Source organism: Amaricoccus sp., from assembly GCF_047602525.1.
GTDB lineage: Bacteria > Pseudomonadota > Alphaproteobacteria > Rhodobacterales > Rhodobacteraceae > Amaricoccus.
On the sequence record NZ_JASGHB010000001.1, the window covers coordinates 307,306 to 330,274 of the forward strand.

At 69.8% G+C, this 22,969-nt stretch carries 23 protein-coding genes, 1 tRNA gene and 6 pseudogenes; 6 read left to right on the forward strand and 24 right to left on the reverse strand.

Translation table 11 applies throughout. The features are described from left to right. The 5 genes and pseudogenes from istA to QM699_RS01810 form a co-directional block, all read right to left on the reverse strand. A pseudogene (gene istA / locus QM699_RS01790) lies at positions 1 to 1,494 on the reverse strand (IS21 family transposase); the annotation flags it as partial. 120 nt (positions 1,495 to 1,614) lie between these two features. Then, a pseudogene (locus QM699_RS01795) lies at positions 1,615 to 2,273 on the reverse strand (IS630 family transposase); the annotation flags it as partial. Between the two features lie 42 nt (positions 2,274 to 2,315). Continuing rightward, positions 2,316 to 2,576: a hypothetical protein gene (locus tag QM699_RS01800; protein ID WP_415009545.1), complete on the reverse strand. Its 261-nt coding sequence runs from the start codon at positions 2,574 to 2,576 to the stop codon at positions 2,316 to 2,318. Next, positions 2,557 to 3,849 carry a recombinase family protein gene (locus QM699_RS01805; protein WP_415009546.1) on the reverse strand — a complete coding sequence of 431 codons (1,293 nt, stop codon included), beginning with the start codon at positions 3,847 to 3,849 and terminating at the stop codon, positions 2,557 to 2,559. The genes QM699_RS01800 and QM699_RS01805 overlap by 20 nt, the downstream gene beginning before the upstream one ends. A gap of 19 nt (positions 3,850 to 3,868) precedes the next feature. Further along, complete coding sequence (locus tag QM699_RS01810; RefSeq protein WP_415009547.1) at positions 3,869 to 4,063, reverse strand: hypothetical protein; 195 nt, start codon at positions 4,061 to 4,063, stop codon at positions 3,869 to 3,871. A gap of 298 nt (positions 4,064 to 4,361) precedes the next feature. On the opposite strand from QM699_RS01810, the gene QM699_RS01815 reads away from it, so the two are divergent. Next, on the forward strand, positions 4,362 to 4,661 hold the full coding sequence (locus QM699_RS01815) for a DUF1778 domain-containing protein (RefSeq protein ID WP_415009548.1): 300 nt from the start codon (positions 4,362 to 4,364) through the stop codon (positions 4,659 to 4,661). A gap of 3 nt (positions 4,662 to 4,664) precedes the next feature. Beyond that, positions 4,665 to 5,162 carry a GNAT family N-acetyltransferase gene (locus QM699_RS01820; RefSeq protein WP_415009549.1) on the forward strand — a complete coding sequence of 166 codons (498 nt, stop codon included), beginning with the start codon at positions 4,665 to 4,667 and terminating at the stop codon, positions 5,160 to 5,162. 30 nt (positions 5,163 to 5,192) lie between these two features. On the opposite strand, the pseudogene QM699_RS01825 reads toward QM699_RS01820, so the two are convergent. From QM699_RS01825 to QM699_RS01850, 6 genes and pseudogenes are all read right to left on the reverse strand, one after another. After that, positions 5,193 to 5,720 (reverse strand): annotated as a pseudogene (locus QM699_RS01825) (DUF2165 family protein). Next, entirely contained in the window at positions 5,717 to 6,013 is a 297-nt protein-coding gene (locus tag QM699_RS01830; protein ID WP_415009550.1) for an HAD family hydrolase, read from the reverse strand. Before QM699_RS01830 ends, QM699_RS01825 begins: the two are co-directional and overlap by 4 nt. Positions 6,014 to 6,039: 26 nt before the next feature. Beyond that, entirely contained in the window at positions 6,040 to 6,885 is an 846-nt protein-coding gene (locus tag QM699_RS01835; RefSeq protein ID WP_415012668.1) for an SLC13 family permease, read from the reverse strand. Positions 6,886 to 6,926: 41 nt separating this feature from the next. Next, positions 6,927 to 7,301 (reverse strand): annotated as a pseudogene (locus QM699_RS01840) (SLC13 family permease); the annotation flags it as partial. Positions 7,302 to 7,375: 74 nt separating this feature from the next. After that, positions 7,376 to 8,044 (reverse strand): transposase, encoded by a 669-nt coding sequence (locus QM699_RS01845; RefSeq protein ID WP_415012669.1) that lies wholly within the window; start codon positions 8,042 to 8,044, stop codon positions 7,376 to 7,378. Then, a pseudogene (locus tag QM699_RS01850) lies at positions 8,033 to 8,101 on the reverse strand (heavy-metal-associated domain-containing protein); the annotation flags it as partial. The gene QM699_RS01845 and the pseudogene QM699_RS01850, both read right to left, overlap by 12 nt. 123 nt (positions 8,102 to 8,224) lie before the next feature. Here QM699_RS01850 and QM699_RS01855 point away from each other — a divergent pair. After that, positions 8,225 to 8,655: pseudogene (locus tag QM699_RS01855) on the forward strand (MerR family transcriptional regulator). Between the two features lie 385 nt (positions 8,656 to 9,040). Here the strand turns inward: QM699_RS01855 and xylB are convergent. The 5 genes from xylB to QM699_RS01880 all read right to left on the reverse strand — a co-directional run bounded on the left by xylB (position 9,041) and on the right by QM699_RS01880 (position 13,932). Then, positions 9,041 to 10,498 carry a xylulokinase gene (gene xylB / locus QM699_RS01860; RefSeq protein WP_415009551.1) on the reverse strand — a complete coding sequence of 486 codons (1,458 nt, stop codon included), beginning with the start codon at positions 10,496 to 10,498 and terminating at the stop codon, positions 9,041 to 9,043. Between the two features lie 21 nt (positions 10,499 to 10,519). Further along, positions 10,520 to 10,603: transfer RNA gene (locus QM699_RS01865), tRNA-Leu, on the reverse strand. A 42-nt stretch (positions 10,604 to 10,645) separates the two neighbouring features. After that, complete coding sequence (locus tag QM699_RS01870; protein WP_415009552.1) at positions 10,646 to 12,466, reverse strand: potassium/proton antiporter; 1,821 nt, start codon at positions 12,464 to 12,466, stop codon at positions 10,646 to 10,648. A 156-nt stretch (positions 12,467 to 12,622) separates the two neighbouring features. After that, positions 12,623 to 13,282 (reverse strand): 3-oxoacid CoA-transferase subunit B, encoded by a 660-nt coding sequence (locus QM699_RS01875; protein WP_415009553.1) that lies wholly within the window; start codon positions 13,280 to 13,282, stop codon positions 12,623 to 12,625. Next, entirely contained in the window at positions 13,279 to 13,932 is a 654-nt protein-coding gene (locus tag QM699_RS01880; RefSeq protein WP_415009554.1) for a CoA transferase subunit A, read from the reverse strand. The genes QM699_RS01875 and QM699_RS01880 overlap by 4 nt, the downstream gene beginning before the upstream one ends. 247 nt (positions 13,933 to 14,179) lie before the next feature. On the opposite strand from QM699_RS01880, the gene QM699_RS01885 reads away from it, so the two are divergent. Then, positions 14,180 to 15,258, forward strand: a protein-coding gene (locus QM699_RS01885; protein WP_415009471.1) for an IS630 family transposase whose coding sequence is annotated in 2 segments (ribosomal slippage) — positions 14,180 to 14,687 and positions 14,687 to 15,258 — 1,080 coding nt in all. Because the reading frame shifts where the segments join, the coding sequence is not laid out codon by codon here. 131 nt (positions 15,259 to 15,389) lie between these two features. On the opposite strand, the gene QM699_RS01890 is transcribed toward QM699_RS01885, so the two are convergent. The 5 genes from QM699_RS01890 to QM699_RS01910 all read right to left on the reverse strand — a co-directional run bounded on the left by QM699_RS01890 (position 15,390) and on the right by QM699_RS01910 (position 20,444). Continuing rightward, positions 15,390 to 16,601, reverse strand: coding sequence for an NAD(P)/FAD-dependent oxidoreductase (locus tag QM699_RS01890; RefSeq protein ID WP_415009555.1), 1,212 nt, complete (start codon positions 16,599 to 16,601; stop codon positions 15,390 to 15,392). 3 nt (positions 16,602 to 16,604) lie between these two features. Continuing rightward, positions 16,605 to 17,733 (reverse strand): peptide chain release factor 2 gene (gene prfB / locus QM699_RS01895; RefSeq protein WP_415009556.1). Its coding sequence is split into 2 segments (ribosomal slippage): positions 16,605 to 17,504 and positions 17,506 to 17,733, totalling 1,128 coding nucleotides; the frame shifts between segments, so codons are not numbered across the junction. A gap of 79 nt (positions 17,734 to 17,812) precedes the next feature. After that, positions 17,813 to 18,610, reverse strand: a complete 798-nt coding sequence (locus QM699_RS01900; protein WP_415009557.1) for a YbaY family lipoprotein — start codon at positions 18,608 to 18,610, stop codon at positions 17,813 to 17,815. 204 nt (positions 18,611 to 18,814) lie between these two features. Beyond that, positions 18,815 to 19,837, reverse strand: a complete 1,023-nt coding sequence (locus QM699_RS01905; RefSeq protein ID WP_415009558.1) for an asparaginase — start codon at positions 19,835 to 19,837, stop codon at positions 18,815 to 18,817. Next, on the reverse strand, positions 19,830 to 20,444 hold the full coding sequence (locus tag QM699_RS01910; protein ID WP_415009559.1) for a sigma-70 family RNA polymerase sigma factor: 615 nt from the start codon (positions 20,442 to 20,444) through the stop codon (positions 19,830 to 19,832). Before QM699_RS01910 ends, QM699_RS01905 begins: the two co-directional genes overlap by 8 nt. Before the next feature lie 161 nt (positions 20,445 to 20,605). Between QM699_RS01910 and QM699_RS01915 the strand changes: the two genes are divergently transcribed. Further along, the gene (locus tag QM699_RS01915) at positions 20,606 to 21,136 is read left to right on the forward strand and encodes an invasion associated locus B family protein (protein ID WP_415009560.1); all 531 of its coding nucleotides are present in this window, start codon (positions 20,606 to 20,608) and stop codon (positions 21,134 to 21,136) included. 25 nt (positions 21,137 to 21,161) lie between these two features. Here QM699_RS01915 and QM699_RS01920 read toward each other — a convergent pair whose 3' ends face one another. Genes QM699_RS01920 through QM699_RS01930 form a run of 3 tightly spaced genes read right to left on the reverse strand, consistent with a single transcriptional unit; the run spans position 21,162 to position 22,192 of the window. Continuing rightward, on the reverse strand, positions 21,162 to 21,584 hold the full coding sequence (locus QM699_RS01920; RefSeq protein WP_415009561.1) for a bestrophin family ion channel: 423 nt from the start codon (positions 21,582 to 21,584) through the stop codon (positions 21,162 to 21,164). Further along, positions 21,497 to 21,709, reverse strand: coding sequence for a bestrophin family ion channel (locus QM699_RS01925; protein WP_415009562.1), 213 nt, complete (start codon positions 21,707 to 21,709; stop codon positions 21,497 to 21,499). The genes QM699_RS01920 and QM699_RS01925 overlap by 88 nt, the downstream gene beginning before the upstream one ends. Positions 21,710 to 21,727: 18 nt before the next feature. Next, positions 21,728 to 22,192 carry an outer membrane protein assembly factor BamE gene (locus tag QM699_RS01930; protein ID WP_415009563.1) on the reverse strand — a complete coding sequence of 155 codons (465 nt, stop codon included), beginning with the start codon at positions 22,190 to 22,192 and terminating at the stop codon, positions 21,728 to 21,730. A gap of 114 nt (positions 22,193 to 22,306) precedes the next feature. Here QM699_RS01930 and QM699_RS01935 point away from each other — a divergent pair, with 114 nt between their 5' ends. Next, positions 22,307 to 22,858: a YceD family protein gene (locus tag QM699_RS01935; RefSeq protein ID WP_415009564.1), complete on the forward strand. Its 552-nt coding sequence runs from the start codon at positions 22,307 to 22,309 to the stop codon at positions 22,856 to 22,858. The last annotated feature ends 111 nt before the right edge of the window (positions 22,859 to 22,969 follow it).

A 22,969-nucleotide genomic window follows, 5' to 3' on the forward strand; every position in this document is an offset into this window, starting at 1 on the left:
CGCCCTCCTGAGGCTGTCGTAGCGGGCGCAGTCGGCCGCGGGCTCGTGCCGCAGCCGCAGCGCCTCGGGGGTCATGATCGTCGCCGGCGGGCCGGGGTCCCGGCGCCGGGACAGGATGTTGAGGATGACGTCCGCCGAGTGGACGCCCTCCCTCAGCGCCTCGGCGCAGGCGGCCTCGACCGCCGGCAGGCCGTCGGTCAGCACGGCGCCGAGCACCTCGACCATCTGCCGGTCGCCGTCGGGCGCGGACTTCAGCTTGCGGCGCACCCGCTCGAGCGCGCCGGGCAGCACCCAGTCCTGAAAGGGCGCGCCGTTCCTGAGCGCGCCGGGTTTGCGCGCCAGAACGGGGACATAGTGCCAGGGGTCGTAGACGGTCTGGCCGCGGCCGAAGACGCGAGAGTGTTGCCCGACGATCCGCCCGTCCTGCCGCAGCTCGATGCGATCGGCATAGGCGCGAACCTCGACCGGCCGGCCGACCGCGCTCGCCATCACCGAGTATTTGTTGTTGTCGAAGCGAACGAGGCAGGTCTTCGACGGCGAGACCGGCGTCGCATGGAAGCCGTCGAACGGGCCGGCATAAGGCACGAGGCTCGGCCGCTCGGTCTCGAACATCTGCCAGATCGTCCTGTCTCGGACCTCCGGATGCGGCTGCGCCTTCGCCCAGGCGACGCAGCGATCGACGAGCCAGGCGTTCAGCTCCTCATAGCTCCGGACCCGCACCCGCGGCGAGAAGAACCGCTGCCGCACCGTCCCGACCTGGTTCTCGACCTGGCCCTTCTCCCAGCCCGACGCCGGCGTGCAGGCGACCGGCTCGACCAGGTAGTGCCCGCACATCTGCTGGAAGCGCCGGTTGTAGTCCCGCGCCTTGCCGACCAGGATCGCGTCCACCGCGGTCTTCATGTTGTCGTAGATGCCCCGGGTGCAGGCCCCCCGGAAGAAGGCGAAGGCGCGGTCGTGGGCGTCGAACACCATCTCCTGGCTCTCGCGCGGATAGGCCCGCACGAACAGCATCCGGCTGTGGCAAAGCCGGACCTGCGCCACCTTCACCGTCACCGTGGCGCCGGCGATCAGCACCACCTCGTGGCTCCAGTCGAACTGGTAGGCCTCGCCGGGCGCGAAGCTCAGCGGCACGAACGCCGCCGCCGTCGCCGCGGCCCGCTCGCGCTGCCAGCCGGCCGCGTACCGCCGCACCGCGTCGTAGCCGCCCTCGTAGCCGAGACCGCGCAGCTCCTCGAACACCCGGATCAGCGTCAGCCGCGCCCGGCTCGCGCGGCCCGCATTCTCCGCCAGCAGCCGGTCGAGCTCCGCCCGCCAAGGCCCGATCTTCGGCTGCGGCTGCACGCTTCGCTCGTAGACGAACGCCGTCTCGCCGCCTCGAACCACCTTGCGGACGACCTTCCGCGAGACCTTCAGCTCACGGCAGATCTCCTTGATCGCCTTCTTCTGGACGAAATAGGCCCGCCGGATCTTGGCGATCGTCTCCACAACCAGCATCCCAATCTCGGCTCCCGATCATCCCTCGGGAGCACTGTGGACCCACTCGCAAAAGGGGTCCCTTTTGGAAGCCGATCACCCCGTAAGCGGGGTCCTTATTCCACGCCGATCCACAATGTAGGCCCAGGCGGTGCGCTGGTCGTGCGGCGCCCGCGGTCGGGCGCCCCGCCGCGCCCATCTTCGGGTGAGCTTGTTCTTCTGCCCGATCCGCGCTTCGTCCTGGAACCAGAGTTCTATGCGCTTGCCGGGATGCGCGGCGCGGACCTCCGCCACGCGCTCCGGGAGACTTTTTTGAAAGCCGCCGCCGCCTCCGGATCCTGGGCGTAGTGCCGCGGCCGCGCCGAAAGCTTGCGGAAGCCGAGCGCCCGGAGTTCCCGTCCCACCGTCGCCTCGCTCACCGACACCCGGAACGCCTCCCAGAGCCACTGCACCAGGTCGATCCGCCGCCAGCGCACCACCCCGTCGCGCCAGGGCTCAGGTCCCGCCTCCACCACCTGCGCCAGCGCCGCCCGATGCTCTGCCGTCAGTGTCGGCGCCTTGCCGGGGGCATGCCGGTCGATCAGCCCCGACGGGCCTTCCGCGTTGAACCGCAGCACCCAGTCCCGCACGATCTGCAGCCCGACCCCGCCGACCCGCGCCGCCTCCGTCCGCGTGCCGCCCTCCGCGATCACCGCCAGCGCCAGCAGCCGACGCACCTGCTTCGCATCCCGGCTGTCCCGCGCCAGCCGGCGAAGATCGTCACCATCCAGATCACCCCGAAGCCCGATCGCTGCCGCCATGGAAAACCCCTTCGTTCTCCATGATGAATCACGACAACGCCCTCAGGGGAATCCCCCGCGTGAGTCAGGACCTATGCGCGCTGGTATAAGCTCCTCCTTGCGCGCTTCCAGCCCGGTCATCTTCTCCTTCATCGATGGATGATACATACCGTCAGCGATGGCCTCGACGATCTGCGCGATCTGTTTCGCAACCTTGGCCAGCTCCGCCTTCCAGGCATCGCCGTTCGAGCGGCGTTCCCTGTTCAGCCGGTTCGTTTCTTCCGCATAGGCGCGCATGGCGTCCTCAACGATCTCCGACGCCATCATCCGATCCTTCAGGCCGGCGAGCACGCGGGCTTCCAGTTCGTCCTGACGGATGGTCCGGCTGTTGTCGCAGGTGCCCTTGCTGATGTGGTTCGAGCATGCGCAGCCGGTTCATTTCCTGCGTGAACACGTCGCAGAACCGGGCGAACAGCTCGGGATCGACAAGGCGGGTGCGCAGCGCATTCAAGACGCGCGCCTCCAGTTCCTCGCGGCGGATGTTGACCCGGTTGTCGCAGGTGCCCTTGTTGCGCGCTGTCGAGCAACCGATCAGCGTCGCCGAAATCGCCGAATAGCCGCCCCCGCAGTAGGCGCAACGGGTGAGGCCGGAGAAGAGATACTTTGGCCGGCGGCGATAGTTCATCTTGCGGACGTCGGCCGCGCCGCTCTCATCCCGCTCGGTCCGGTTCTCGCCCTGCCGCGCCTTTACGGCGCTCCAGAGGTCGTCATCGAGGATGCGCAGCTCGGCCGCTTCCTGAATGACCCATTCCGATTCCGGGTTGGGCCGCGCCTGGCGCTTGCCGGTATCGGGGTCTTTGACGAAACGCTGGCGGTTCCAGACGATCTTGCCGACATACATCTCGTTGTTGAGGATGCCGTTCCCGCGCTTCGGATTGCCGTTGATCGTGCTGAAGCCCCAATCTCCACCGGAAGGCGCAGGGATGCCGTCCTTGTTCAGCGCGAAGGCGATGGTCTTGGCCGACTTGCCGGCGGCATAGTCGCGGAAGATGCGACGCACGACCTCCGCTTGAAACTCGTTAATGGTGCGATCGCCACGGATCGGCTCACCGTTGGCGTCGAACTTCTTCACCACGTCATAGCCATAGGAGTTACCGCCGCCCGACTTGCCGGCTTCGACGCGGCCGCGCTGCCCGCGCCGGGTCTTGTCGGCCAGATCCTTCAGGAACAGCGCGTTCATCGTGCCCTTGAGGCCGACATGCAACTCGCTGATCTCGCCCTCCGACAGGGTGAACATCTTCACGTCGGCATAGCGCATGCGTTTGTAGATGCCGGCGATGTCTTCCTGATCCCGGCTGATCCGATCCAGCGCCTCGGCCGTGATCAGGTCGAAACGGCCGCGGGCGGAATCCATGATCAGCGCCTGGATGCCAGCGCGCTGGATCATGCTGGAGCCGGAGATGGCGTGGTCGGAATATTCCTCGACCACCGTCCAGCCCTCCTTCTCGGCCCGCAAGCGACACATGCGGAACTGGTCGGCGATGGATGCCTCGCGCTGGTTGTCCGAGGAATAGCGGGCGTAGATCGCGACCTTCATTGCACGTCTCCCTGAAGCATCAGGAGGTGCGGGCCCGAAGTCGCTTCGTCATCTGAACTTCTTCGGCGTAGCACTCCCGCGCCGCCTGCCTTGCAAGGAAGTCGACCAGACGCAGCAGGCGCGGATCGGGGGTGCCGCGCGACGTAAACGTCAGCTCCGGTTCTTCCAGCATCAAGGATTCGAGCAGCGCTTCGCGCGCGCTCCTCTTCATCATTGCTCTGTTTCCGGGGGCTCGCAAGGTCATACCTTGCAGAATTCGCCGGAAGATCAGCATAATCAACTGAAATGGCGATAGAATACTTGTCGGTGTTCGGTGTGTGTGGGCGTATCGTGGCGTGAGCGCGCGCGGTGCAGCGCACTGTGGCATAGCGAAATAACCTGTCGGGAATCCTCTTTGTCCCGGCCATAATGCGCTCCAACCTGCTTCCCGTGGTGGTACGGGTCTCGCTCACGACAATAATGTATTGCTTTTTGCGATACAATGCCCTATCTTGCGTGCAAGGAGACGACTCATGGCCAGTACCGCAGAACGCAAGGAATACCCCATCTCGATGCGCCTGCCCGAGGCGGATGTCGCGATGATCGACCGCGCAGCCGGTCTGCGAGGCCGGACACGCACCGATTTCGTGCGCGATGCCGCCGTGCGCGCGGCCGAGGAGGTCGTCATGGAACAGCGCCTGATCCGCATGAGCCCGGAAGGGTTCGCCGGGTTCCTGGAGGTTCTCGCCGCCCCGGCCACCCCGGTTCCCGAGATGGTCGAACTCGCCAGACGGGCGGCACCCTGGGAAGCCGGTTACGAGCCCAAACGGTAAGCCGTGGCGCTCTCGGCTCCTGAACCGCTCACCGCCGCGCACGACCTGTCCCAATTCTCTTGCGGCAAGCCGGTGCTCGATCACTGGCTGAAGACGCGCGCCCTGTCCAACCAACAGAAGGGCTTTACCGCCGTGCTCGTGGTCCATGAGGCGGGCCGGGTGCTCGGCTATTGCGGGCTCGCGCCGACCGCCGTGGTGCCGTCTGTTCTGCCGCGCTCGATCCGCACCGGACAGCCGCCCGATCCCGTTCCCTGTCTGCTTCTCGGCCAGCTTGCAACGGACACCGGATGGGCAGGGCAGGGCATCGGCACAGGTTTGGTGAAACATGCACTCCAGCGCTGCGTCCAGGCGGCGGGACTGATCGGCGGCCGCGCGCTGATGGTCAACGCCGTCGATGATGAAGCCGCGCAATTCTGGCGCCGTCGTGGTTTTCTGCCGTCGAAAGACGATCCGCTCGTGCTGCTCCGGTCCATCGCGGACATCGCCGCATCCTTCGCGTAAAAGGCCAACCTTCCCTTTGGCGCAACAGCCTCAAGCCTGTCCCTCGCTCGGGGAAGGCACGCCCTCGATCTGGGGATTGCCGACGAAGCCGATGCAGAGCACGCTGAGGATCAGAAGCGTCATATGGACCTGCTGGATCGCTCCCTGCTTGATCCAGTAGCCGAACCAGAACCCGCCGATCATGAAGCAGAGCCAAAGCCCCCTGAAGCATGTGAGTGCCCGGATCGCGGACTTTCGGGTGTCGTCGGGAAGGCGGTGGTGGCCCTGGAGCACCGCGGCCGAACAACGCAATGCCGCTTTCCAGAGATAGGCGGCCACCGCGATCTGGATCGCGACCACGCCTCATAGCACCACCGGAGTTATGCCGCGGCGCAGCGCGCGCCAGCGCAGGTTCTGACCCAGCCCGTTCGGCTCTTCGGCGAGCAGGGTCATCTCGAACATCATCCCGAGATGGACGCGATTGGTTCCGGGGTCGGTAATATTGTTCAGGACGGCAATGGTCATCCAGCCGGCAAGACCGAGCATCAGGACCGACTTGGCAGTGACCACCGCGTTCATGCCGCCGCTCCTTCCGCCCGAAGAGCCTCGATGCCCGGTAGCACCGGCCAACCGCGTCTGCGCGCGATCTCGGCCAGTTCGCTGTCCGCGCCGATGGCCGTTGGATGGCCGACGACTTCCAGCAGCGGAAGATCGCTCAGGTGATCGCCATAGCCGAAGCAGTCCGCCAGATCCACACCCAGAGCCAGGGCGAGCCGCCGGGCAGAAGTCTGTTTGCCGTCACCGATCATGACTGGCGGTTCGATCGCCCCCGTGTAAATTCCGCCCTGTTCCTCCAACCGGGTAGCTATCAAAGCCAGCCAAGGACGGCGAACCAGCCTTAGTTGAGAGGCATCAGGACAAGGAAGGTGATCGCGGCGAGGAGCAAGCTCAACCGCAGCGCCGCCGCGAAGGGGATTTTCCCCATGCCCATCGCCACGACGATCGGGGATGCCTGATAGGGCAGCACAGGCGTTGCGAATCCGATGACCTGAACCATCAGAACCGTGAGCAGCGGCAGGCCCGACGCCGTGGCGAAAGACTGCGCAAGCGGCGTGAACAGCGCGGGCACGCCGTTGGCCGTCACGATGAAATTGAGCAACGTCGTGATGCCGACGATCGACGCGAAGCTGGTGAACGGTGCGGATGGATCGAGCGGCGCGACCTTCAGCATGGCGTTTCCGATGACGGTGCCAAGCCCGCTCTGGCCCGCCAGCGCCGCAAGCCCGAGGATCGCGGCGACGTAGATCGCGGTGCGGTGATTGACATCCTTGCCGAACTCCTCGCCGGTGACGAAACCGATTTTCGGGAGCAGGCATAGGCAGGCCGCGGCCAGCCCAACCCATGCCGGCGCGATGCCGTGAATGGAATCCGTGAGCCAGAGGCCGAGGGTGACGACCAGCAGCGCCGCCAGCCGCTTTTCAGGAGCCGAGAGAGGGCGTGCAGGCTCCACCTCGCCGGAGGCTTCCGGGCGATCCCTGAACAGCGCCAGGATGCACGCCGACAGGGCAATTCCCTTGAGGATGCCGAGAACCGGCGCGTGCAGCACGAGATAGGGGACGTAGGACAGATGCAGGCCGTAAGTGGTTTCGATCGCACCGGCCATGACAAGGTTCGGGACGTTCGCCGGCAGAATGGACGCCGATAGCTGGAAGGTGCCGAAGCCGACCGCGAGCGCCAGCCCGATACGGCCCGCGCGCCCTCTCCGAAGCCGACGCGATCGGCCAGCGCCAGAATGATCGGCATCAGCAAGGCGATGCGCCCCATGTTCGAGGGCATCACGAAGGCGAGCGCATAGGTCAGGCCGACCGTGCCGAACACCATGCGCGGATAGGAGCTGGCGAGCCGTGAGGCCAACAGCCGCGCGATCCTCGCCGCCAACCCGGTCTTGGCGATCGCAATGCCGATCACGTATCCGCTGACCACGAGCCAGAAGGCGGCCGATGCGAACCCGGAGAAGATCACCGACGCCGGCGCGACGGCCAGAATCATGGCGGCGGTGAAAAACAGCAGCGCCGTGAGATATTCGGGCAACTTGCCCGTCGCCCATAAGCCGATCGTCGCGGCGATCAGCGCAGCGACCGTTAGCATTTGCCCGTCCATCTATGCCCCCCAAGATACTGTACCGTCGCACAACTCCCAGAACGTGCAACACAAGGCGCAGCAAGCATCAGAGTTTATCCGTCCACACTCTCAGATCGTTCCGACCGGCATCTTTGGCGGCGTACAACGCCTTGTCGGCGGAGCGCAGCAGGCAATCGCGGATCGAGATTGGCGGGATGTTGGAGCGGGCCGCTCGGGGCGGACGGATTCTCAGGCTGCGGTTTTGACCGGCGGCCGGGCGTTCTCCTCCTCGAACTGGGCTGGGCTGCGATGAAGGTCTCGAACGCCATCGGGTAGACGCCCTCGACCTTCAGGGTCTTCATCAGGCTCTCGGCCATCGCGTTGTCGTAGGGATTGCCGCGGCGGCCCATGGAGCCGACGAGGCCGGCGGCTGCGAGGCGTTCACGACAGGCGAGAGCCGCATACTGGGACCCGCGATCCGAATGATGGATGCAGCCCGGCGGTGGATGCCGCGCGCCGATCGCGGCTCCGAGGGCAGCCAGCGCCAGGCGGGCGTCGATCCCGCGGCCGATGGCGTAGCCGACGATGCGGCGCGACCAGGCGTCCATGATCGGCGCGACGCAGACGAAGCCCGCGGTGACCGCGACATGGGTGAGGCCGGACACCCAGGGCCGGTTCGGACCGCAGGTCGGTGCGAGCCCGCGCGTCCGGTCGGGAAAGACCGGCTGGTCATGGTCGCTGCCGGTGGTGGCGACGAAGCGGCGCCGGCTCACCGGGTGCACCCCCGGCAACCGCTCGACCGCGCCCCTGATCTTCGTCGCGCAGGCCGCGCAGTCCATGCCGCCGACACGCCAGGTCAGCGTCTCGGTGGTGGCGGTGTCGCCGTCGGTCACGGGTCCGGTCTCCTTGAGTCGGCGCGACCGTAGGTGCTACAGCCACTGTAGGTTCAAGGGGGAAAAGCGATGCAGGCTGCCACGATCGGAACCATCGCCCGCGAAACGGCAGCAAGGTGCAGACCATCCGCTACTACGAGCAGATCGGGCTGATGCCGCCGCCGGACCGGACGGAAGGCAACCAGCGGCTCTACGCCCGAGCCGAGGTCGAGCGGCTCGCCTTCATTCGCCACGCCCGCGACCTCGGCTTCTCCATCCCGGCGATCCGTGAGCTTCTCGGCATGGCCGACCGACCCGACATGCCCTGCAACGAGGCCGACGCCATCGTCTTCCGTCACCTTGAGGACGTGAGGAGCCGCATCGCCCGGATGCAGGCGCTGGAGGCCGAACTCGCGCGGATGCTCCGCCAATGCGCCGGCGGCGCGATCTCCGACTGCCGGGTCATCGAGGCGCTCGGCGATCACCGCCAGTGCCTCGCCGACGCTCACGGCGCGGCCTGACCGCCGTGTTCGCGCCCCGGCGCCACCCCGGCGGCCGCCGGCTCTTCACCACCCAGGTCGCCTCGCTGCCCGGCGCCGGGCTGGCGGCGGCGGCCTGGAACGGCGGGTGGCGAAGGTCGCCGACGTGGCGCGGACGGGCGACACAGAGCCGCCGTGCACTCCGACCTCGCCTCCACGAAATCCGAGCTTTACGCGGCGAGCGCGGAGGCGAGGTCGGCGCCTGCAGCTCGACATCGCGTCCGTGTGATCCGAGCTGAGGGGGGAGAGGGGGCAGATCAGAACCGAGGTGGCGAGATGAAGGCCGAACCCATGCGCTTCGTGCTGGTCCGGCCGCGGTCAGGCCGTGGTCAGGCCGTTGCGATCTTCGGCCCGACCGTCACGCTCCTCAGGCTTCTGCCCTGACCGCCTTCAGCGCCGGATAGACCGCCCGATACCGCGCATAGCCCTCGCGGTAGAGCGGCACCAGCGAGCGGTCGGGCTCCACCACCTTCAGGATTTCGGGCGCCGTGCAGACCTCGGCCGGTCGTGCGCCGTCGGCCGCGCAGATCGCCAGCCGCGCCGCGCCGAGCGCCGCGCCGACATCGCTGTCCGCGGCGATTTCAAGCGGCCGGTCGAGCACGCTCGCGATGATGCGCAGCCAGGTCTCCGACCGCGCGCCGCCGCCCACTGCCAGCGCCGAGGCGAAGTCGGTGCCCGCGTCCGCCAGCACGCGCTGGCAGTCGGCAAAGGCGTAGGCCACCCCCTCCATCACCGCCTGCGTCAGCTCCCGCGGGCCGTCGGTCTGCGCCATCCCGACGAAGGCACCGCGCGCCGCCGCGTCGTTGAGCGGCGTCCGCTCGCCGGAGAGGTAGGGCAGGAACGTCACCTCCGACGGCGCCTTCACCTCGCCGACCGCGCCGGCCAGTTCCGCCGGCTGCTTGCCCGCGATCCGCGCCAGCCACTCCAGGCTGTCGGACGCCGACAGGATCACCCCCATCTGGTGCCAGGTGTCCGGGATCGCGTGGCAGAAGGCATGCACCGCACCCCCGGTGTTCGGCGAGAACCGCGCGTTCGACACGAACAGCACCCCCGACGTGCCGATCGAGACGAAGGCGCTGCCCGGCACCACCACGCCCATGCCGCAGGCCGCCGCCGCGTTGTCGCCGGCCCCGCCTGCCACCACCACCGTTCCGCCGATCCCCCAGCGCCGCGCCAGCTCGGGCAGCAGCTCGCCCGACGGCTCGCTGCCCTCCACCAGCCGTGGCATGTGCGCCCGCGTCAGCCCGGTCGCCTCCAGCAGGTCGTCCGACCAGTCCCGCGCCGCCACGTCGAGCCAGTAGGTCCCGGCCGCGTCGGACATTTCCGACACGTGGTGCCCGGTCAGCCGGAAGCGCACGTAGTCCTTCGGCAGGAGCACCGTGTCGATCTTGGCATAGACCTCCGGCTCGTGCTTGCGCAGCCAGGCGATCTTCGGCGCGGTGAAGCCGGGCATGGCGATGTTGCCCGCCACCTCGCGCGCCCGCGGGAACGCCGCCTCGATCTCGGCGCACTCCGCCTGCGCCCGCCCGTCGTTCCAGAGGATCGCGGGCCGCAGCACCTGGTCGTCGTGGTCGAGGCACACCGCCCCGTGCATCTGCCCCGACAGCCCGATGCCGCGCAGGCCGCCCAGCCCGTGCTCGCGGGCCAGCGCGTCGATCGTGCCCTCCACCGCGCGCCACCACGCCTCGGGATCCTGCTCCGACCAGCCTGGATGCGGGCGCGACACCGAGAGCGGCTGGCTCGCCTGGCCGATCAGCCGCTGGTCGCGGTCGAACAGCACCGTCTTGACCGACGATGTGCCGATGTCGATCCCGAGATAGCTCATCTTCTTCTTCCTCCCGCCTGCTGGTGCGGACGGTGGGACTCGAACCCACACTCCCGAGGGACGCGGATTTTAAGTCCGCTGCGTCTACCGTTCCGCCACGTCCGCACGTCCGCCTTGCGTAGGGCGGCGCGCGCGCGCCTTCAAGCCTCAGGTCAGCAGCCGCCGCCGCACCGAGCGCGCCCAGCGTCGCAGGCCGCGGAGCTCGTCGGCCTCTTCCTCCAGCCGCGCGAGCAGCCGCTCGTCCGGCTCGACCTGCAGGAGCTGGTCGAGCTGCAACCCGAGGCTGGCGATCCGGCCGCCCTCGATCCGGCGCACCACCAGCTGGCCGCCGGGGATCGCCACCATCGCATCGAGGCCCGGCTTGCCGCCCAGCCGCTCCGCCGCCCAGTCGGCCAGCGTCATCTCCGGCCGATGGCCGTCGAAGGTGAGGTCATAGAACTGCTCCACCTCGGCGATCTTCGTCTCGCCGCGGATCGCCAGCTCGCCGAAGATCAGGCCCAGCCGCCGCGCCACCTCCGGGCTCTCGCGGAACAGCGTGTCGAAGCGGACGAGCCGGTCGCGCGGCACGAGGAAATAGGCGTAGTCGCCGGGCCGCAGGCCGCCCGCCTCCGCCTGATCGAGGATGTGCCCCTTGCGCACCACCATCAGCAGCCGCGCCCACGACGGCACCCGGGAAAGCCCGAGGATCACGCTGTCGCCCGTCACCGGATAGCCGACGATCTCGAGCTCGGTCTGGCCGGGGATGTCGATCTCGATCCGGCTCACCCCGCGCGTCGTCGCCTTCAGCGCCACGCCGAGCCAGCGGGCGGCGGCGGTGAGCGTCGCGCCCTGGACCAGCATCGAGAACAGCACCACGAAGAACGCGATGTTGAAGAACGCCTGCGCCTCCGGCACGCCGGCGAGCGTCGGGATCGCGGCGAGAAAGATCGACACGGCGCCGCGCAGGCCGACCCACGAGATGAACAGCTTCTCCCGCACCGCAAACCCGGCGCCGGCGAGGCAGATCCAGACCGCGAGCGGCCGGGCGACGAGCGTCAGCACCACCGCGACGAACAGCCCCTGCGGCGCATAGTCCATCACCCGGCTCGGCGTGACGAGCAGGCCGAGGACGAGGAACATCACGATCTGGCAGAGCCAGGTCATCGCATCGTGAAAGCCGACGATCGAGGGATAGGCACGCGTCGGCCGGTTCGCCATCACCAGCCCGGCGATGTAGACGGCGAGCAGGCCGCTGCCGCCGACCAGCGTGGTGAAGCCCGAGATCATGATCGCGCCCGCCACCACGAACAGCGGATGCAGGCCGCCGGGCATCGCCACCCGGTTCAGGATCGAGACCACGCCCCAGCCGCCGGCAAATCCGAGCGCGGCGCCGACGATCGCCTCGACGACGAATTCCTCGGCCAGCTCCCACCCGGGCAGGCCGCCCGAGGTGACGAACTGCACCAGCAGGATGACGAGGAACACCGAGATCGGGTCGTTCGTGCCCGACTCGATCTCGAGGATGCCGTTCACCCGCCCGGGCAGGCGCATCCCGCCGGTGCGGATCAGGAAGAACACCGCCGCCGCGTCGGTGGACGCCACGATCGCCCCGAGCAGTAGTGCGACCGGCGGCGCGAGGCCGAGCACCTGCCAGACGGCGAGCGCCACCACCCCTGCCGTGACGAGCACCCCCACCGTCGCGAGCAGCAGCGACGGCCGCACCACGCCGCGAAACACCGAGAGCCGCGTGCGCAGGCCGCCGTCGAACAGGATCACCGAGAGCGCGATCATCCCGACGAGGTAGGTGGTGGAATAGTCGCCGAACACGATGCCGCCCGGCCCGTCCTCGCCCGCGAGCATGCCGACGACGAGGAACACAAGCAGCAGCGGCGCGCCGAATCGCGTTGCGACGAGGCTCGAGAAGATGCCGATGAGGATCAGCGCCGAGCCGACGAAGATCGCCGTGTTGACGAGGTCGAGGCCGTGCATGGCGACGGAGGGCTCCGGCGAGAAAGGGCGGGCCGATGCGCGGCGCGGCCGGCATCGGATTGAATTGCCGGACAACTATGGCTGTGCCGCCATCCCTCGCGCAAGGCTCGCGCGCCGGCCGTGCCGCATTCGCCGCGCCGCATTCACCGCGTCGGATCAGTCGAAGCGCATTTCCGGGACCTCGCCGTCGACGATCAGCCGCGCGGTGGTGGCCGTCCGGATGGCGTCGAGGCTCACCCCCGGCCCGCGCTCGCGCAGCACGAGCCCCCCGTCGGTCGGCTCGATCACCGCCATTTCCGTCACCACGAGGCTGACCCGCCGCGCCGCGGTCAGCGGCAGCGTGCATTCCGGCACGATCTTCGCCTCGCCCTTGGCCGCGTGGACCATGGCGACGATCACCCGCCGCGCGCCCGCCACCAGATCCATCGCGCCGCCCATGCCCGGCACCATCTTGCCCGGCACCATCCAGTTGGCGAGAAAGCCCCGCTCGTCCACCTGCAGGCCGCCCAGAACGGTCATGTCGAGGTGCCCGCCGCGGATGATGCCAAAGCTCATCGCGCTGTCGATCGAGGCCGCCCCGGGCACCGCGGTGACGAAGCCGCCGCCCGCGTCGGTCAGGCTCGCATCCTCCATGCCCTCCGGCGGGCGCGCGCCGAGGCCGATCACGCCGTTCTCGGCCTGGAAGAACACGCCCGAGTCGCGCGGCAGGTGGTTCGCCACCATGCTCGGCAGGCCGATGCCGAGGTTGACCAGCATCCCGGGCCGGATTTCCTGGGCCACCCGGCGGGCGATGACGTCCTTTGCATCGAGGCTCATGCCGCGCGCTCCAGCAGGTGATCGACAAGGATGCCGGGGGTCTTCACGAAGTCCGGCGGGATCACGCCCACCGGCACGATGAGGTCGGGCTCGGCGATCACCGTGTCGGCGGCGAGCGCCATGATCGGGTTGAAGTTATGCGCGGTCAGCGAGTACTGCAGGTTCCCGAGATAGTCCGCCTGCCGCGCCGCGATCAGCGCGAAGTCTCCCCGCAGCGGCGTCTCCAGCAGGTAGCGTCCGCCGTTGACCTCGACGACCGTCTTGCCGTCCTCCACCGGCGTCCCGAGGCCGGTCGCGGTCAAGACGCCGCCGAGGCCGACGCCACCCGCCCGGATCCGCTCGACCAGCGTGCCCTGCGGCACCAGCTCCACCTCGATCTCGCCGGAGATCATCTTTGCCTGCGTCTCGGGATTGAGGCCGATGTGCGAGACGATCGCCTTGCGCAGCGCGCCCGCGGCGACCAGCTTGCCGATGCCCTTGCCCGGCATCGCCGTGTCGTTGGCGATCAGCGTCAGGTCGCGCGCGCCGCGGCGCACCAGCGCGTCGATCAGCCGGTGCGGTGTACCCACCGCCATGAACCCGCCGATCAGCACCGTCGCCCCGTCAGGGATCATCGCCGCCGCCGCATCAGCCCGGATCGCCGTCTTCATGCCACACCTCGTCCGCCGCGGGTGCGCGCAGCTTATGCTGCGCTGCGGGAAGGTCACGCGTTTTTTCGATGCGTCGCGGGAGAAGCGCACCGGCCCCCGTGGGTCGAGACGCGGCCGGATCGGCGCTCTCCCGCGGAAATTTCCATTCCCGACGGCTTATACCACCGGCCGCGCTTTCTGACTCTCTTGGGATTCCCAATTCGGCTGATCTCTGACTCACTGCGGTCGAGGCAGGAGGAGGCTGGGGATGTCAGCGGCGGTGCAGGTGACAAGAAGGGAGCTGACGGCGGCGGAGCTGAGGCGCGCGGCTGTCAGGAGCCGGGATGCGAAGGCGGCGCGGCGGATGCTGGCGATCGCGCTGGTACTGGAGGGGGTCGATCGGCAGACCGCGGCGGAGACCTGCGGGATGGACCGGCAGACGCTGCGGGACTGGGTGCACCGCTACAATGCCGAGGGGCTGGCGGGGCTCTCGAACCATCGGGGCGGGGCGCAGCCGCGACGGCTGTCGCCGGCGCAGATGGCCGAGTTCGCCTCCTGGGTGGAGGCGGGTCCCGACCCGGCGCCCGTTCCAGTGGGGGACGGGGTGGTGCGGTGGCGGCGGCAGGATCTCGGGCGACGGATCGCGGAGCGGTTCGGGGTGGAGGTGCACGAGCGGACGGTGGGCAAGTATCTGGCGGCGCTCGGCTACCGGCGCCTGTCGGTTCGTCCGCGGCATCCGAAGACCGATCCCGAAGCCCAGGAGGGGTTTAAAAAAGCTTCCCCGACGCGGTAGCCGCGGCGCTGCCCGAGGCGGCACGGGGCAAGCCGCTGGAGATCTGGTTCCAGGACGAGGCAAGGGTCGGCCAGCAGGGCACGCTCACCCGCATCTGGGCGAAGCGTGGCACCCGGCCAAGGGCGCCGCGCGACACCCGCTTCCAGTGGGCCTACATCTTCGGCGCGGTCTGCCCGGATCGCGGCGTGGCGGCGGGCCTCGTCATGCCCTTCGCCGACACCCCCGCGATGAACGCCCACCTCGCCGAGATCGCCGGCGCCGTCGCGCCCGGCACCCACGCCGTGCTCGTCCTCGACGGTGCCGGCTGGCACGGCGGAGGCGGCCTCGTCGTCCCCGACAACATCTCCCTCCTCGTGCTGCCGCCCTACAGTCCCGAACTGAACCCCGTCGAGAACGTCTGGCAATACCTCCGCGCCAACTGGCTCGCGATCAGCGTCTTCGACGACTACGACGCCATCGTCGATGCCTGCTGCGACGCATGGAACCGCTTCGCGACACAGCCAGCAGTCATCGCATCGATCGCATCAAGGGAGTGGGCGAAGGTCAATCCATAAGGCCGGTGGTATTACACGCGGTCTCCGCGCTCCCTGGCGGCGGAGCAGCCGTGTCGGTGCCTCATTTTGTCGCGCCGTGTTGCGAGTGCGTGCGTCGGTCGATCGGGGCCTTCACGCGCGATCTCCCGATCTCACGCCCTCGCCTTCGCCAGCGCCACAAGGTCGAATCCCGCCGCCTCGATCTCGCTAAGCGTCACCGCCTGCCCGGCGGCCAGCAGCCGCCGCGCCGCCATGTGCGGCGCCGGGGCGTTCACCGTCTCCACCGCCTTCAGCACGTCGCCGGCGAGGCTCAGCACCACCCGCCGGTCCCCGGGCACCGCGACCGTCCGGTGCCGATGGTGCCGCAGCCCGGCGATCTGCAGCTTGGCCGCGCCCTGGTCGCTCCAGAACCACGGCACCGCCGCATAGTCCGATCCGTCGCCGGTGGCGACGCGCCGGGCGATGTGGCGGGCATGGTCCACCGCCGCCTGCACCGACTCGAGCCGCACCGACTCGCCATCCGGCCCGGGATAGAGCGCCACGTCGCCCAGCGCCGACACCGCCGGATCGCTCGACACCAGCCGTCCATCCACCACCACGCCGTTCCCGACCGTGATGCCGGCCGCCGCCGCCAGCTCGATGTTCGGTCGCACGCCGGCCGCGAGCAGGATCAGCCCGCCCGCCACGCGCTCGCCGGAGGCGAGCCGCACCCCCGCGGGCTCGACCGCGGCCGCGGCCGCCCCGAGCCGCACGTCGACCCCGAGCCCCCGGTGCAGGTCGAGGAAGTGCTCGGAGATTTCCGGCGAGACCACCCGCGCCATCAGCCGGTCGGCCGCCTCGACCACCGTCACGTCCAGCCCGGCGGCCCGCGCCACCGCGGCGAATTCCAGCCCGATGAAGCCGCCGCCGATCACCACCGCGCGGCCGCCCGCCGCGATCCGCGCCCGCATGAGCTCCGCATCGGCCAGCGTCCGCAGGCCGACCACGGCCCGCGCCGCCACCGCCTCGGCCAGCCCGGAGACCGGCGGCATCGCGTTCCGCGCCCCGGTCGCGAGGATCAGATGGTCATAGGCGAGCGCCTCGCCGCCGGCGAGCAGCACCCGGCCGGCGTCCCGGTCGATCTCCTCGACCCAGCCGCCGACCCGCTCGATGCCCGCCTCGGCAAAGAACCCCGCCGGCCGCAGCGCCAGCCGCTTCGGATCGCCGTCCTTCATGTACGCCTTGGACAGCGGCGGCCGCTGATAGGGCAGGCCGGGCTCGTCGCCGACCAGCGTCACCCGGCCGGCAAAGCCCTCCTGCCGCAGGCTCGCCGCCGCCTGGAAGCCGCCCTGGCCCGCGCCGACGATGACGACCCGATCGGCCAAGGCTCAGTCCGCCGCCTGCGCCTCGGCCCGGCTCTTGCCCGACACCTGCAACGCCAGCGACGCGGCCATGAACGCGTCGAGGTCGCCGTCGAGCACCCCTTGGGTGTCCGAGGTCTCGACGTTGGTCCGCAGGTCCTTCACCATCTGGTACGGCTGCAGCACGTAGCTGCGGATCTGGTTGCCCCAGCCCGCATCCCCCTTGGCCTCGTGCTGCGCGGTGATCGCCTCGTTCCGCTTGCGCAGCTCCATCTCGTAGAGACGCGACTTCAGCGCCGCCATGGCGTTCGCCCGGTTCTGGTGCTGCGACTTCTCCGAGGAGGTGACGACGATCCCGGTCGGCAGGTGGGTGATGCGCACCGCGGAGTCCGTCGTGTTGACGTGCTGCCCGCCGGCGCCCGACGAGCGGTAGGTGTCGATGCGGATGTCGTTCGGCTGCACCTCGATCTCGATGTTGTCGTCCACCACCGGGTAGACCCAGACCGAGGCGAACGACGTCTGCCGCCGGGCCGCCGAGTCGAACGGCGAGATCCGCACCAGGCGGTGCACGCCGGATTCGGTCTTCAGCCAGCCGTAGGCGTTGTGGCCGCTCACCCGGTAGGCGGCGGACCGGATCCCCGCCTCCTCGCCCGCGCTTTCGGACATCAGCTCGACCTTCATGCCGTGCTGCTCGGCCCAGCGGACGTACATCCGCACCAGCATCGCCGCCCAGTCGCAGCTCTCGGTGCCGCCGGCGCCGGCGTTGATCTCGAGGAAGGTGTCGTTGCCGTCGGCCTCGCCGTCGAGCAGCGCCTCGGTCTCGCGCGCCGCCGCGGTCTCGCGCAGGGCGCGGATCGCCGCCTCGGCATCGGCCACCACCGCCTCGTCGCCCTCGGCCTCGCCGAGCTCGATCAGCTCGATCTGGTCCGCCAGAATCCTGTGCGAGGCTCTTGTAGCCGTCGAGCGCGTCGGAGAGCGTCTGCCGGTCGCGCATCAGTTTCTGCGCCCGGGCCGGGTCGTTCCACAGCTCGGGATCCTCGGTCATCGCGTTCAGCTCTTCGAGCCGGTGCTCGGCCGTCTCCCAGCCGAGCCGCTGGCGCAGGAGGGCGAGCGATTTCTCGATGTCCTCGACGACGCGTTCGGTCTCGGCGCGCATGGTCACTCCTCGGATCGGAGTGGGCGTTCTAGCCTCGACGCGGCAGGCGGTAAAGATCCCGCCCGCCGTGCCGGCGCGGTCACTTCCGGTGCAGCCGCACCAGCGGATCGCCCTTCAGGTCGACGAGGACGAGCTGCTCGCCCTCGATCAGCGCGCCCTTCGCCGCTTCGAGCGCGGTGAAGAACCGCTGCTCCTGCGACATCTTCGGCTCCGGGCAGGCCCGCATCGTCGAGGCGAGCGGGCCGACGCTCATCACGCCGTCCTCGAGCTTGAAGGTGCCGCTGTAGCCGTTGCAGCCGCCTTGCCCCTGGGCGCGGCCCTCGTCCGAGAGCTTCAGCCACGACACGACCTTGGGATCGGTCGGGGCGCCGTTGATCTCGGCGGCGATCCAGGTGCCGGCGACGGCGGCCATGTCGGCGGGCGTTTCTGCCGCCGGGGTGGGGGAGGCCGGCTGTCCGGGCGCCCCGGCGCCGGCCCCGGCGGCCTGTCCGTCGGTCTTCACCAGCAGGATTTCCGGCGTCGCGTCCGCCCCCTGCGCCAGGACCGGCGTGATCGCGGTCGAGCGAAAGATCGTCTCGCCACCGTTCACCAGCCGGGCGGCCAGCGCATAGCTGTTCTCCGGGTCGACCAGCGCCGGGTCGTAGGTGAGGGCAAACGCGATCGGCACCTGCCGCAGCACCGGCTGGGAGTCGCTCGCGATCACCACGGCGGGGGCGTCGGCCTTCGACACGTCGAGCAGCTCGACCTCCAGCGTCGTGCCCGGCGGCAGCGCGATGCGCTCGCGATAGGTGGCGCTGCCGCGGATCACGTCGGTCGCCGCCATCGCCGTCGCTCCTGCCGCGAGTGCGCCCACGAGCGCGAGACAGGCTGCCAGCATTCGCATCGGTTTTCCTTCCCTCTTTGACATCCCGCCCCGGGGTGGTCTCCGCGCCGTCTCCGCGCCGTCTCCGGGCCGCGTGCGGTCGGCGGGCGTAGAGATTGGCCGCCCGCGACAGGCTGGGCAAGCCCCGCGTCTTCGGAGCCGTCTCGAAACCGCGGACGGGTCGGTCAGCCGTCCGCCGCCGACTTTCCTGCCAGCCGCTCAGAGCCGGCGGCCGGCCTCGTAGAACGCCGCGGCCGGGCGGATCATACCGATCCCGGCGCCGCGGCGGCTCAGGATCGGCGCGGCGAGGCGGGCGCGCGCCGCCGGATGGCCGGCATCGAGCGCGCCGAGGCGCACCAGCAGCGCGGCGATGGCGCATTCCGAGCCGCGGGTGCCGCCGTCCTCGACCTTCAGCGCCACCCCGAGGCCGCGCCCGGGCAGGATGGCGACATAGACCGCCTCGGCGCCGGTCTTGACCGCCACGCCGCCCGGCATCGCCGCCATCAGCTCGGAACAGGCGCGGCCCTCGCCCGCGACCAGCAGCGGATGCTCGGCCATCGCCGCCACCAGCCGCCGCGCGGCCTCGCCCCGCGCCGCGCCGAGGCCACGCGGGTCGGCCATCCGCGCCATGGCCGTGCCGAGCCCGCGGAGCGTGGTCTCGAACGCCGGCGCCGAGCAGCCATCGACGCCCCAGCCGCGGATCGGCGCGCCGCACATCTCCTCGAAGGCGTTGCGCGCGGCCAGCTGGACCGGGTGGTCGAACTCCACATACTCCGGCCCGCCGCCGAGGTGGCGGTTCAGCATCAGAAATCCGGCGTGCTTGCCGGAACAGTTGTTGTGCAGCTGGCAGGGGCTTTCGCCCGCGTCGCGCAGCCGGTGCCGCTCGGCGGCGTCGTCGGGGACCTGGCTTCCGCAGCGCAGGTCGCGCTCGCCGAGCCCGAGTGCCCCGAGCCAGTCGGCGACCCGCGTCACGTGCATCCCCGCGCCGGAGTGCGAGGCGCAGGCGAGCGCCAGCCGCTCGGTCGATAGACCCGCGGCAGCGCCGCTCTCGACCAGCGGCAGCGCCTGCAGCATCTTGCAGGACGAGCGCGGAAACACCGGCTCGTCGGGATTGCCCCAGGCGGCGACGACCTCGCCCCGCGCGTCACAGACGAGGGCATGGCCGCGGTGACGCGATTCGACCCGGTCGCCGCGCAGGACTTCGGCGAGGAGCGCGGGCCCGGCGGCGGCAGGTTCAGTCATCGTGCAATCCCTCCGCGAGGTCTTCCCCGAGTAACGCATGCAGGTGGCGGAAGGCGAGCCGGATCCGCGACTTCACCGTGCCGAGCGGCAGGGCCTCCTCCGCGGCGATCTCGCCATGGCTGAGCCCGCGCCAGAACGAGGCGACCAGCACGCGCCGTTGCTCGGGCGGCAGCGCCTCGAGCGCCTGGCGCAGGTGCGCCTCCCGTTCGGCGGCCGTCAGGGCGGCCAGCCCGTCGGGCGCGGGGTCGGGCTGGAACAGCGGATCTTCCGGGTCCGGCGCCGGCCTCGCCCCGCGGCGATGGTGGTCGATGCGCCGGTTCCGGGCGATGGCGAAGATCCAGGTCGAGACCGCGGCGCGGGCCGGGTCGAAATCCGCGGCGTGCCGCCAGACCGAGACCATCACGTCCTGAGCGATCTCGTCGGCATCGGCCGCCCCCACGCCCGCGCGCATGGCATACGCCTTCACCCGCCCGGCGAAACGCTCGAACAGCGCCACGAAGGCGGCCCGGTCCCGGCCGGCGACGGCGCGCAGCAGGTCGGCGTCGCTCTGGCCCGGCCCTGGCTGCGAGGCGGGCCGCGGCCCGGCGTCGTGGATGGCACGCGTCACGAGGGGTCACATCGGTGAAAGACATCGGCAAGGGTCTGGAACATCCCTCACTTCTCGCGCTACACTAAAAGTGGCATGGCGACAAAGACAAGCTCGACCGCACCCCGACCATCCGACCCGGGCGCGCAAAGAGCAAAGGACGAGCAGGAGACAGTGTCCGCATGACCCTTAAAGCCTGGAAGCTGCCCTTCGCCGCGGTCGCCCTGATGGCGGCCTCTCCGGTACTGGCACAGTCCGCTGATCGCGTGGCGACACATGGCAATTGGAGCGTGTTCGTCGCGGCGAGCCCGAAGGAATGCTACATCGTGTCGGCGCCGACCGCATCGTCGGCCAAGCGCGACGGCAAGCCGGCGGATGTCGACCGTGGCGACATCCGGCTCTTCGTGTCGTTCCGCCCGGGCGAGAAGGTGTCGAACGAGGTGAGCTTTACCGGCGGCTATCCCTTCAAGGAAAGTGCCGCGGTGAAGCTCGTCGTCGGCTCGGATACCTTCCAGATGGCGCCCGGCAAGGGCGATGGCGGCGAGTGGGCGTGGACCGACCCCTCCGACGACAGCAAGGCCGTGGCGGCGATGAAGCGCGGTTCCGAGGCGAAGCTCTCGGGCACCTCCTCGCGCGGCACGACGACCGAGGATCGTTTCTCGCTCTCCGGCTTCACCGCCGCCGTCGAGGAAGCCGCCTCGCGCTGCCGCTGACGCCAGACCGCACCTGCGGGCCGCGTCAGGACAGATAGTATCCGCGCGGCGCCAGCGGTGGCGGGACGGGATCGCCGAGGGCCTCGAGCACCGAGATCTCGCAGGTCCGGCACAGGCTGTCGAGGGCGAGGTCGTTCGCCTCGGTGCCGAACGGCCCGGCCAGCTCCTCCGACAGCCGGTCGAGCCCGAAGAAGGCATAGGCGATCAGCGCGGTGAAGAGCGGCGTCGCCCAGCCCGCCGTCCCCACCAGCCCGAGCGGCAGCAGCAGGCAGACGAGCCAGGTCGTGCGGTGCAGCAGCAGCGTATAGGCGAAGGGCAGGGGGGTGCCGGCGATCCGCTCGCAGCCGGCTTCGATGGCGGTCAGCGCCGCCAGCCGCTCCTCGAGAATGCGGTGGCCGATGGGATCGAGCGCCCCGGAGCGGCGCGCCGCGGCAATCGCGTGGCCCATCTGCTCGCCACGATCGCCGCGGCATAGAGCGCAAAGCCCGCGATCTGCGGCAGGACGTGGGCGACGACCGAGCCGCGCCAGACGAAGAACAGACGGAGCGCGCTCGGCCGGTCGCGGTCGATCATCGCGCGCCCGCCGCCGCCTCAGTTTCCCGAGGCGTTGTTCAGCGTCTCGGCATCGAGGTTCAGGATGTTGCCGAACAGCTGCTCCAGCACGCCCATCTCGCGGCCGCCGGTGGCCGTGGTCTGGGGATCGAGTGCGATGATCCGCCCGTCGGCGAGACCGTAGCGGCGCACGTCCTTCACCACCCCGCGCTGGTCGAAGTTGACCGCGATCACCTTGCGGTCGATCACCTTCGGCGCGTGGTACGTGTAGTTCTCGACGGTGCTCTGCACGTAGTACCAGGCGCTGTCCGCCAGGACGCCGCTGGAGGACGGCCGCCCGAGCAGCTTCTCCACGCTGCCGGTGTCGTCGAATCCCGGACGGATTCGTGCCACGTCGGCCTCCGGCGGTACGTAGCCGTGGATCTGGATCGTCGGCGCACAGGCTGCGAGCGCGCCCGCGAGGAGCAGCGCGAGCCCGATCGAGCGCGGCGAATTGAGGCGCATGCCGTCTCCTTGGAGTGCCCAGCTTTTCCCTTGCTCCCCTACTCCGGGCATGGTCTAAGTTCAAGGAAGTTGGGCCGGAGCCGCGGCCCCCGGGCCCGATCGCCAGGACCGCCGATGCCCGAGCTGATCTCCCACGCCTCCGACAATCCCGAATTCGCCCGCGTGGTCGAGTTGCGACAGATCCGCGATCTGCTGCGCTTCGACTTCGACATCTCGCCGGAGCCGCGGGAGGCCGTGGCGCTCGCCGGGCTGCTCGGGGCGCAGGCGGTGCGCAAGCTGCGCTTCGTCGGGCGGCTCGTCCCCGTCGCGAAGGGCGGCTGGGCGCTCGAGGCCGAGCTCGGCGCCACCGTGGTCCAGACCTGCGTCGTCAGCCTCGAGCCCGTCACCACCCGGATCGACGAGCCGGTCCGTCGCGCGTTCGTGCCGCAGGCGGCGACCGGCCCCGAGATCGTCGTCTCGCCGGACGAGGACGACGAGGTCGAGCCGCTCGGCGACCGGATCGACCTTGGCCGGATCGCGACCGAGGCGCTTGCGCTCGCGCTGCCCGCCTATCCGCGCAAGGCGGGCGCGATGCTTCAGGCGGGCGGCGACGACGATGCCGACCGCCCCAGGCCCTTTGCCGCCCTCGCCGCGCTGCGCGAGAAGCTCGGCCCGGGGGACACTTGACCACGCCTGGCAGAATCCCGCACGCGACCCCTTGCGAAACCCCGCGCGATGAGTATGTTCCGCGGCTCGTTTTCCCGTCCGGACGTGCGGCCCGGGGCGTGACATCCCACG

Excerpts from the sequence above, each read along its gene's own strand:
- QM699_RS01800 (WP_415009545.1), bottom strand. The coding sequence starts at position 2,576 with ATGGCGTCGGAGATCGTTGAGGACGCCATGCGCGCCTATGCGGAAGAA.
- QM699_RS01805 (WP_415009546.1), bottom strand. The coding sequence starts at position 3,849 with ATGAAGGTCGCGATCTACGCCCGCTATTCCTCGGACAACCAGCGCGAG.
- QM699_RS01810 (WP_415009547.1), bottom strand. The coding sequence starts at position 4,063 with ATGATGAAGAGGAGCGCGCGCGAAGCGCTGCTCGAATCCTTGATGCTG.
- QM699_RS01815 (WP_415009548.1), top strand. The coding sequence starts at position 4,362 with ATGGCCAGTACCGCAGAACGCAAGGAATACCCCATCTCGATGCGCCTG.
- xylB (WP_415009551.1), bottom strand. The coding sequence starts at position 10,498 with ATGAGCTATCTCGGGATCGACATCGGCACATCGTCGGTCAAGACGGTG.
- QM699_RS01870 (WP_415009552.1), bottom strand. The coding sequence starts at position 12,466 with ATGCACGGCCTCGACCTCGTCAACACGGCGATCTTCGTCGGCTCGGCG.
- QM699_RS01875 (WP_415009553.1), bottom strand. The coding sequence starts at position 13,282 with ATGAGCCTCGATGCAAAGGACGTCATCGCCCGCCGGGTGGCCCAGGAA.
- QM699_RS01880 (WP_415009554.1), bottom strand. The coding sequence starts at position 13,932 with ATGAAGACGGCGATCCGGGCTGATGCGGCGGCGGCGATGATCCCTGAC.
- QM699_RS01900 (WP_415009557.1), bottom strand. The coding sequence starts at position 18,610 with ATGCTGGCAGCCTGTCTCGCGCTCGTGGGCGCACTCGCGGCAGGAGCG.
- QM699_RS01905 (WP_415009558.1), bottom strand. The coding sequence starts at position 19,837 with ATGACTGAACCTGCCGCCGCCGGGCCCGCGCTCCTCGCCGAAGTCCTG.
- QM699_RS01915 (WP_415009560.1), top strand. The coding sequence starts at position 20,606 with ATGACCCTTAAAGCCTGGAAGCTGCCCTTCGCCGCGGTCGCCCTGATG.
- QM699_RS01920 (WP_415009561.1), bottom strand. The coding sequence starts at position 21,584 with ATGGGCCACGCGATTGCCGCGGCGCGCCGCTCCGGGGCGCTCGATCCC.
- QM699_RS01925 (WP_415009562.1), bottom strand. The coding sequence starts at position 21,709 with ATGATCGACCGCGACCGGCCGAGCGCGCTCCGTCTGTTCTTCGTCTGG.
- QM699_RS01930 (WP_415009563.1), bottom strand. The coding sequence starts at position 22,192 with ATGCGCCTCAATTCGCCGCGCTCGATCGGGCTCGCGCTGCTCCTCGCG.
- QM699_RS01935 (WP_415009564.1), top strand. The coding sequence starts at position 22,307 with ATGCCCGAGCTGATCTCCCACGCCTCCGACAATCCCGAATTCGCCCGC.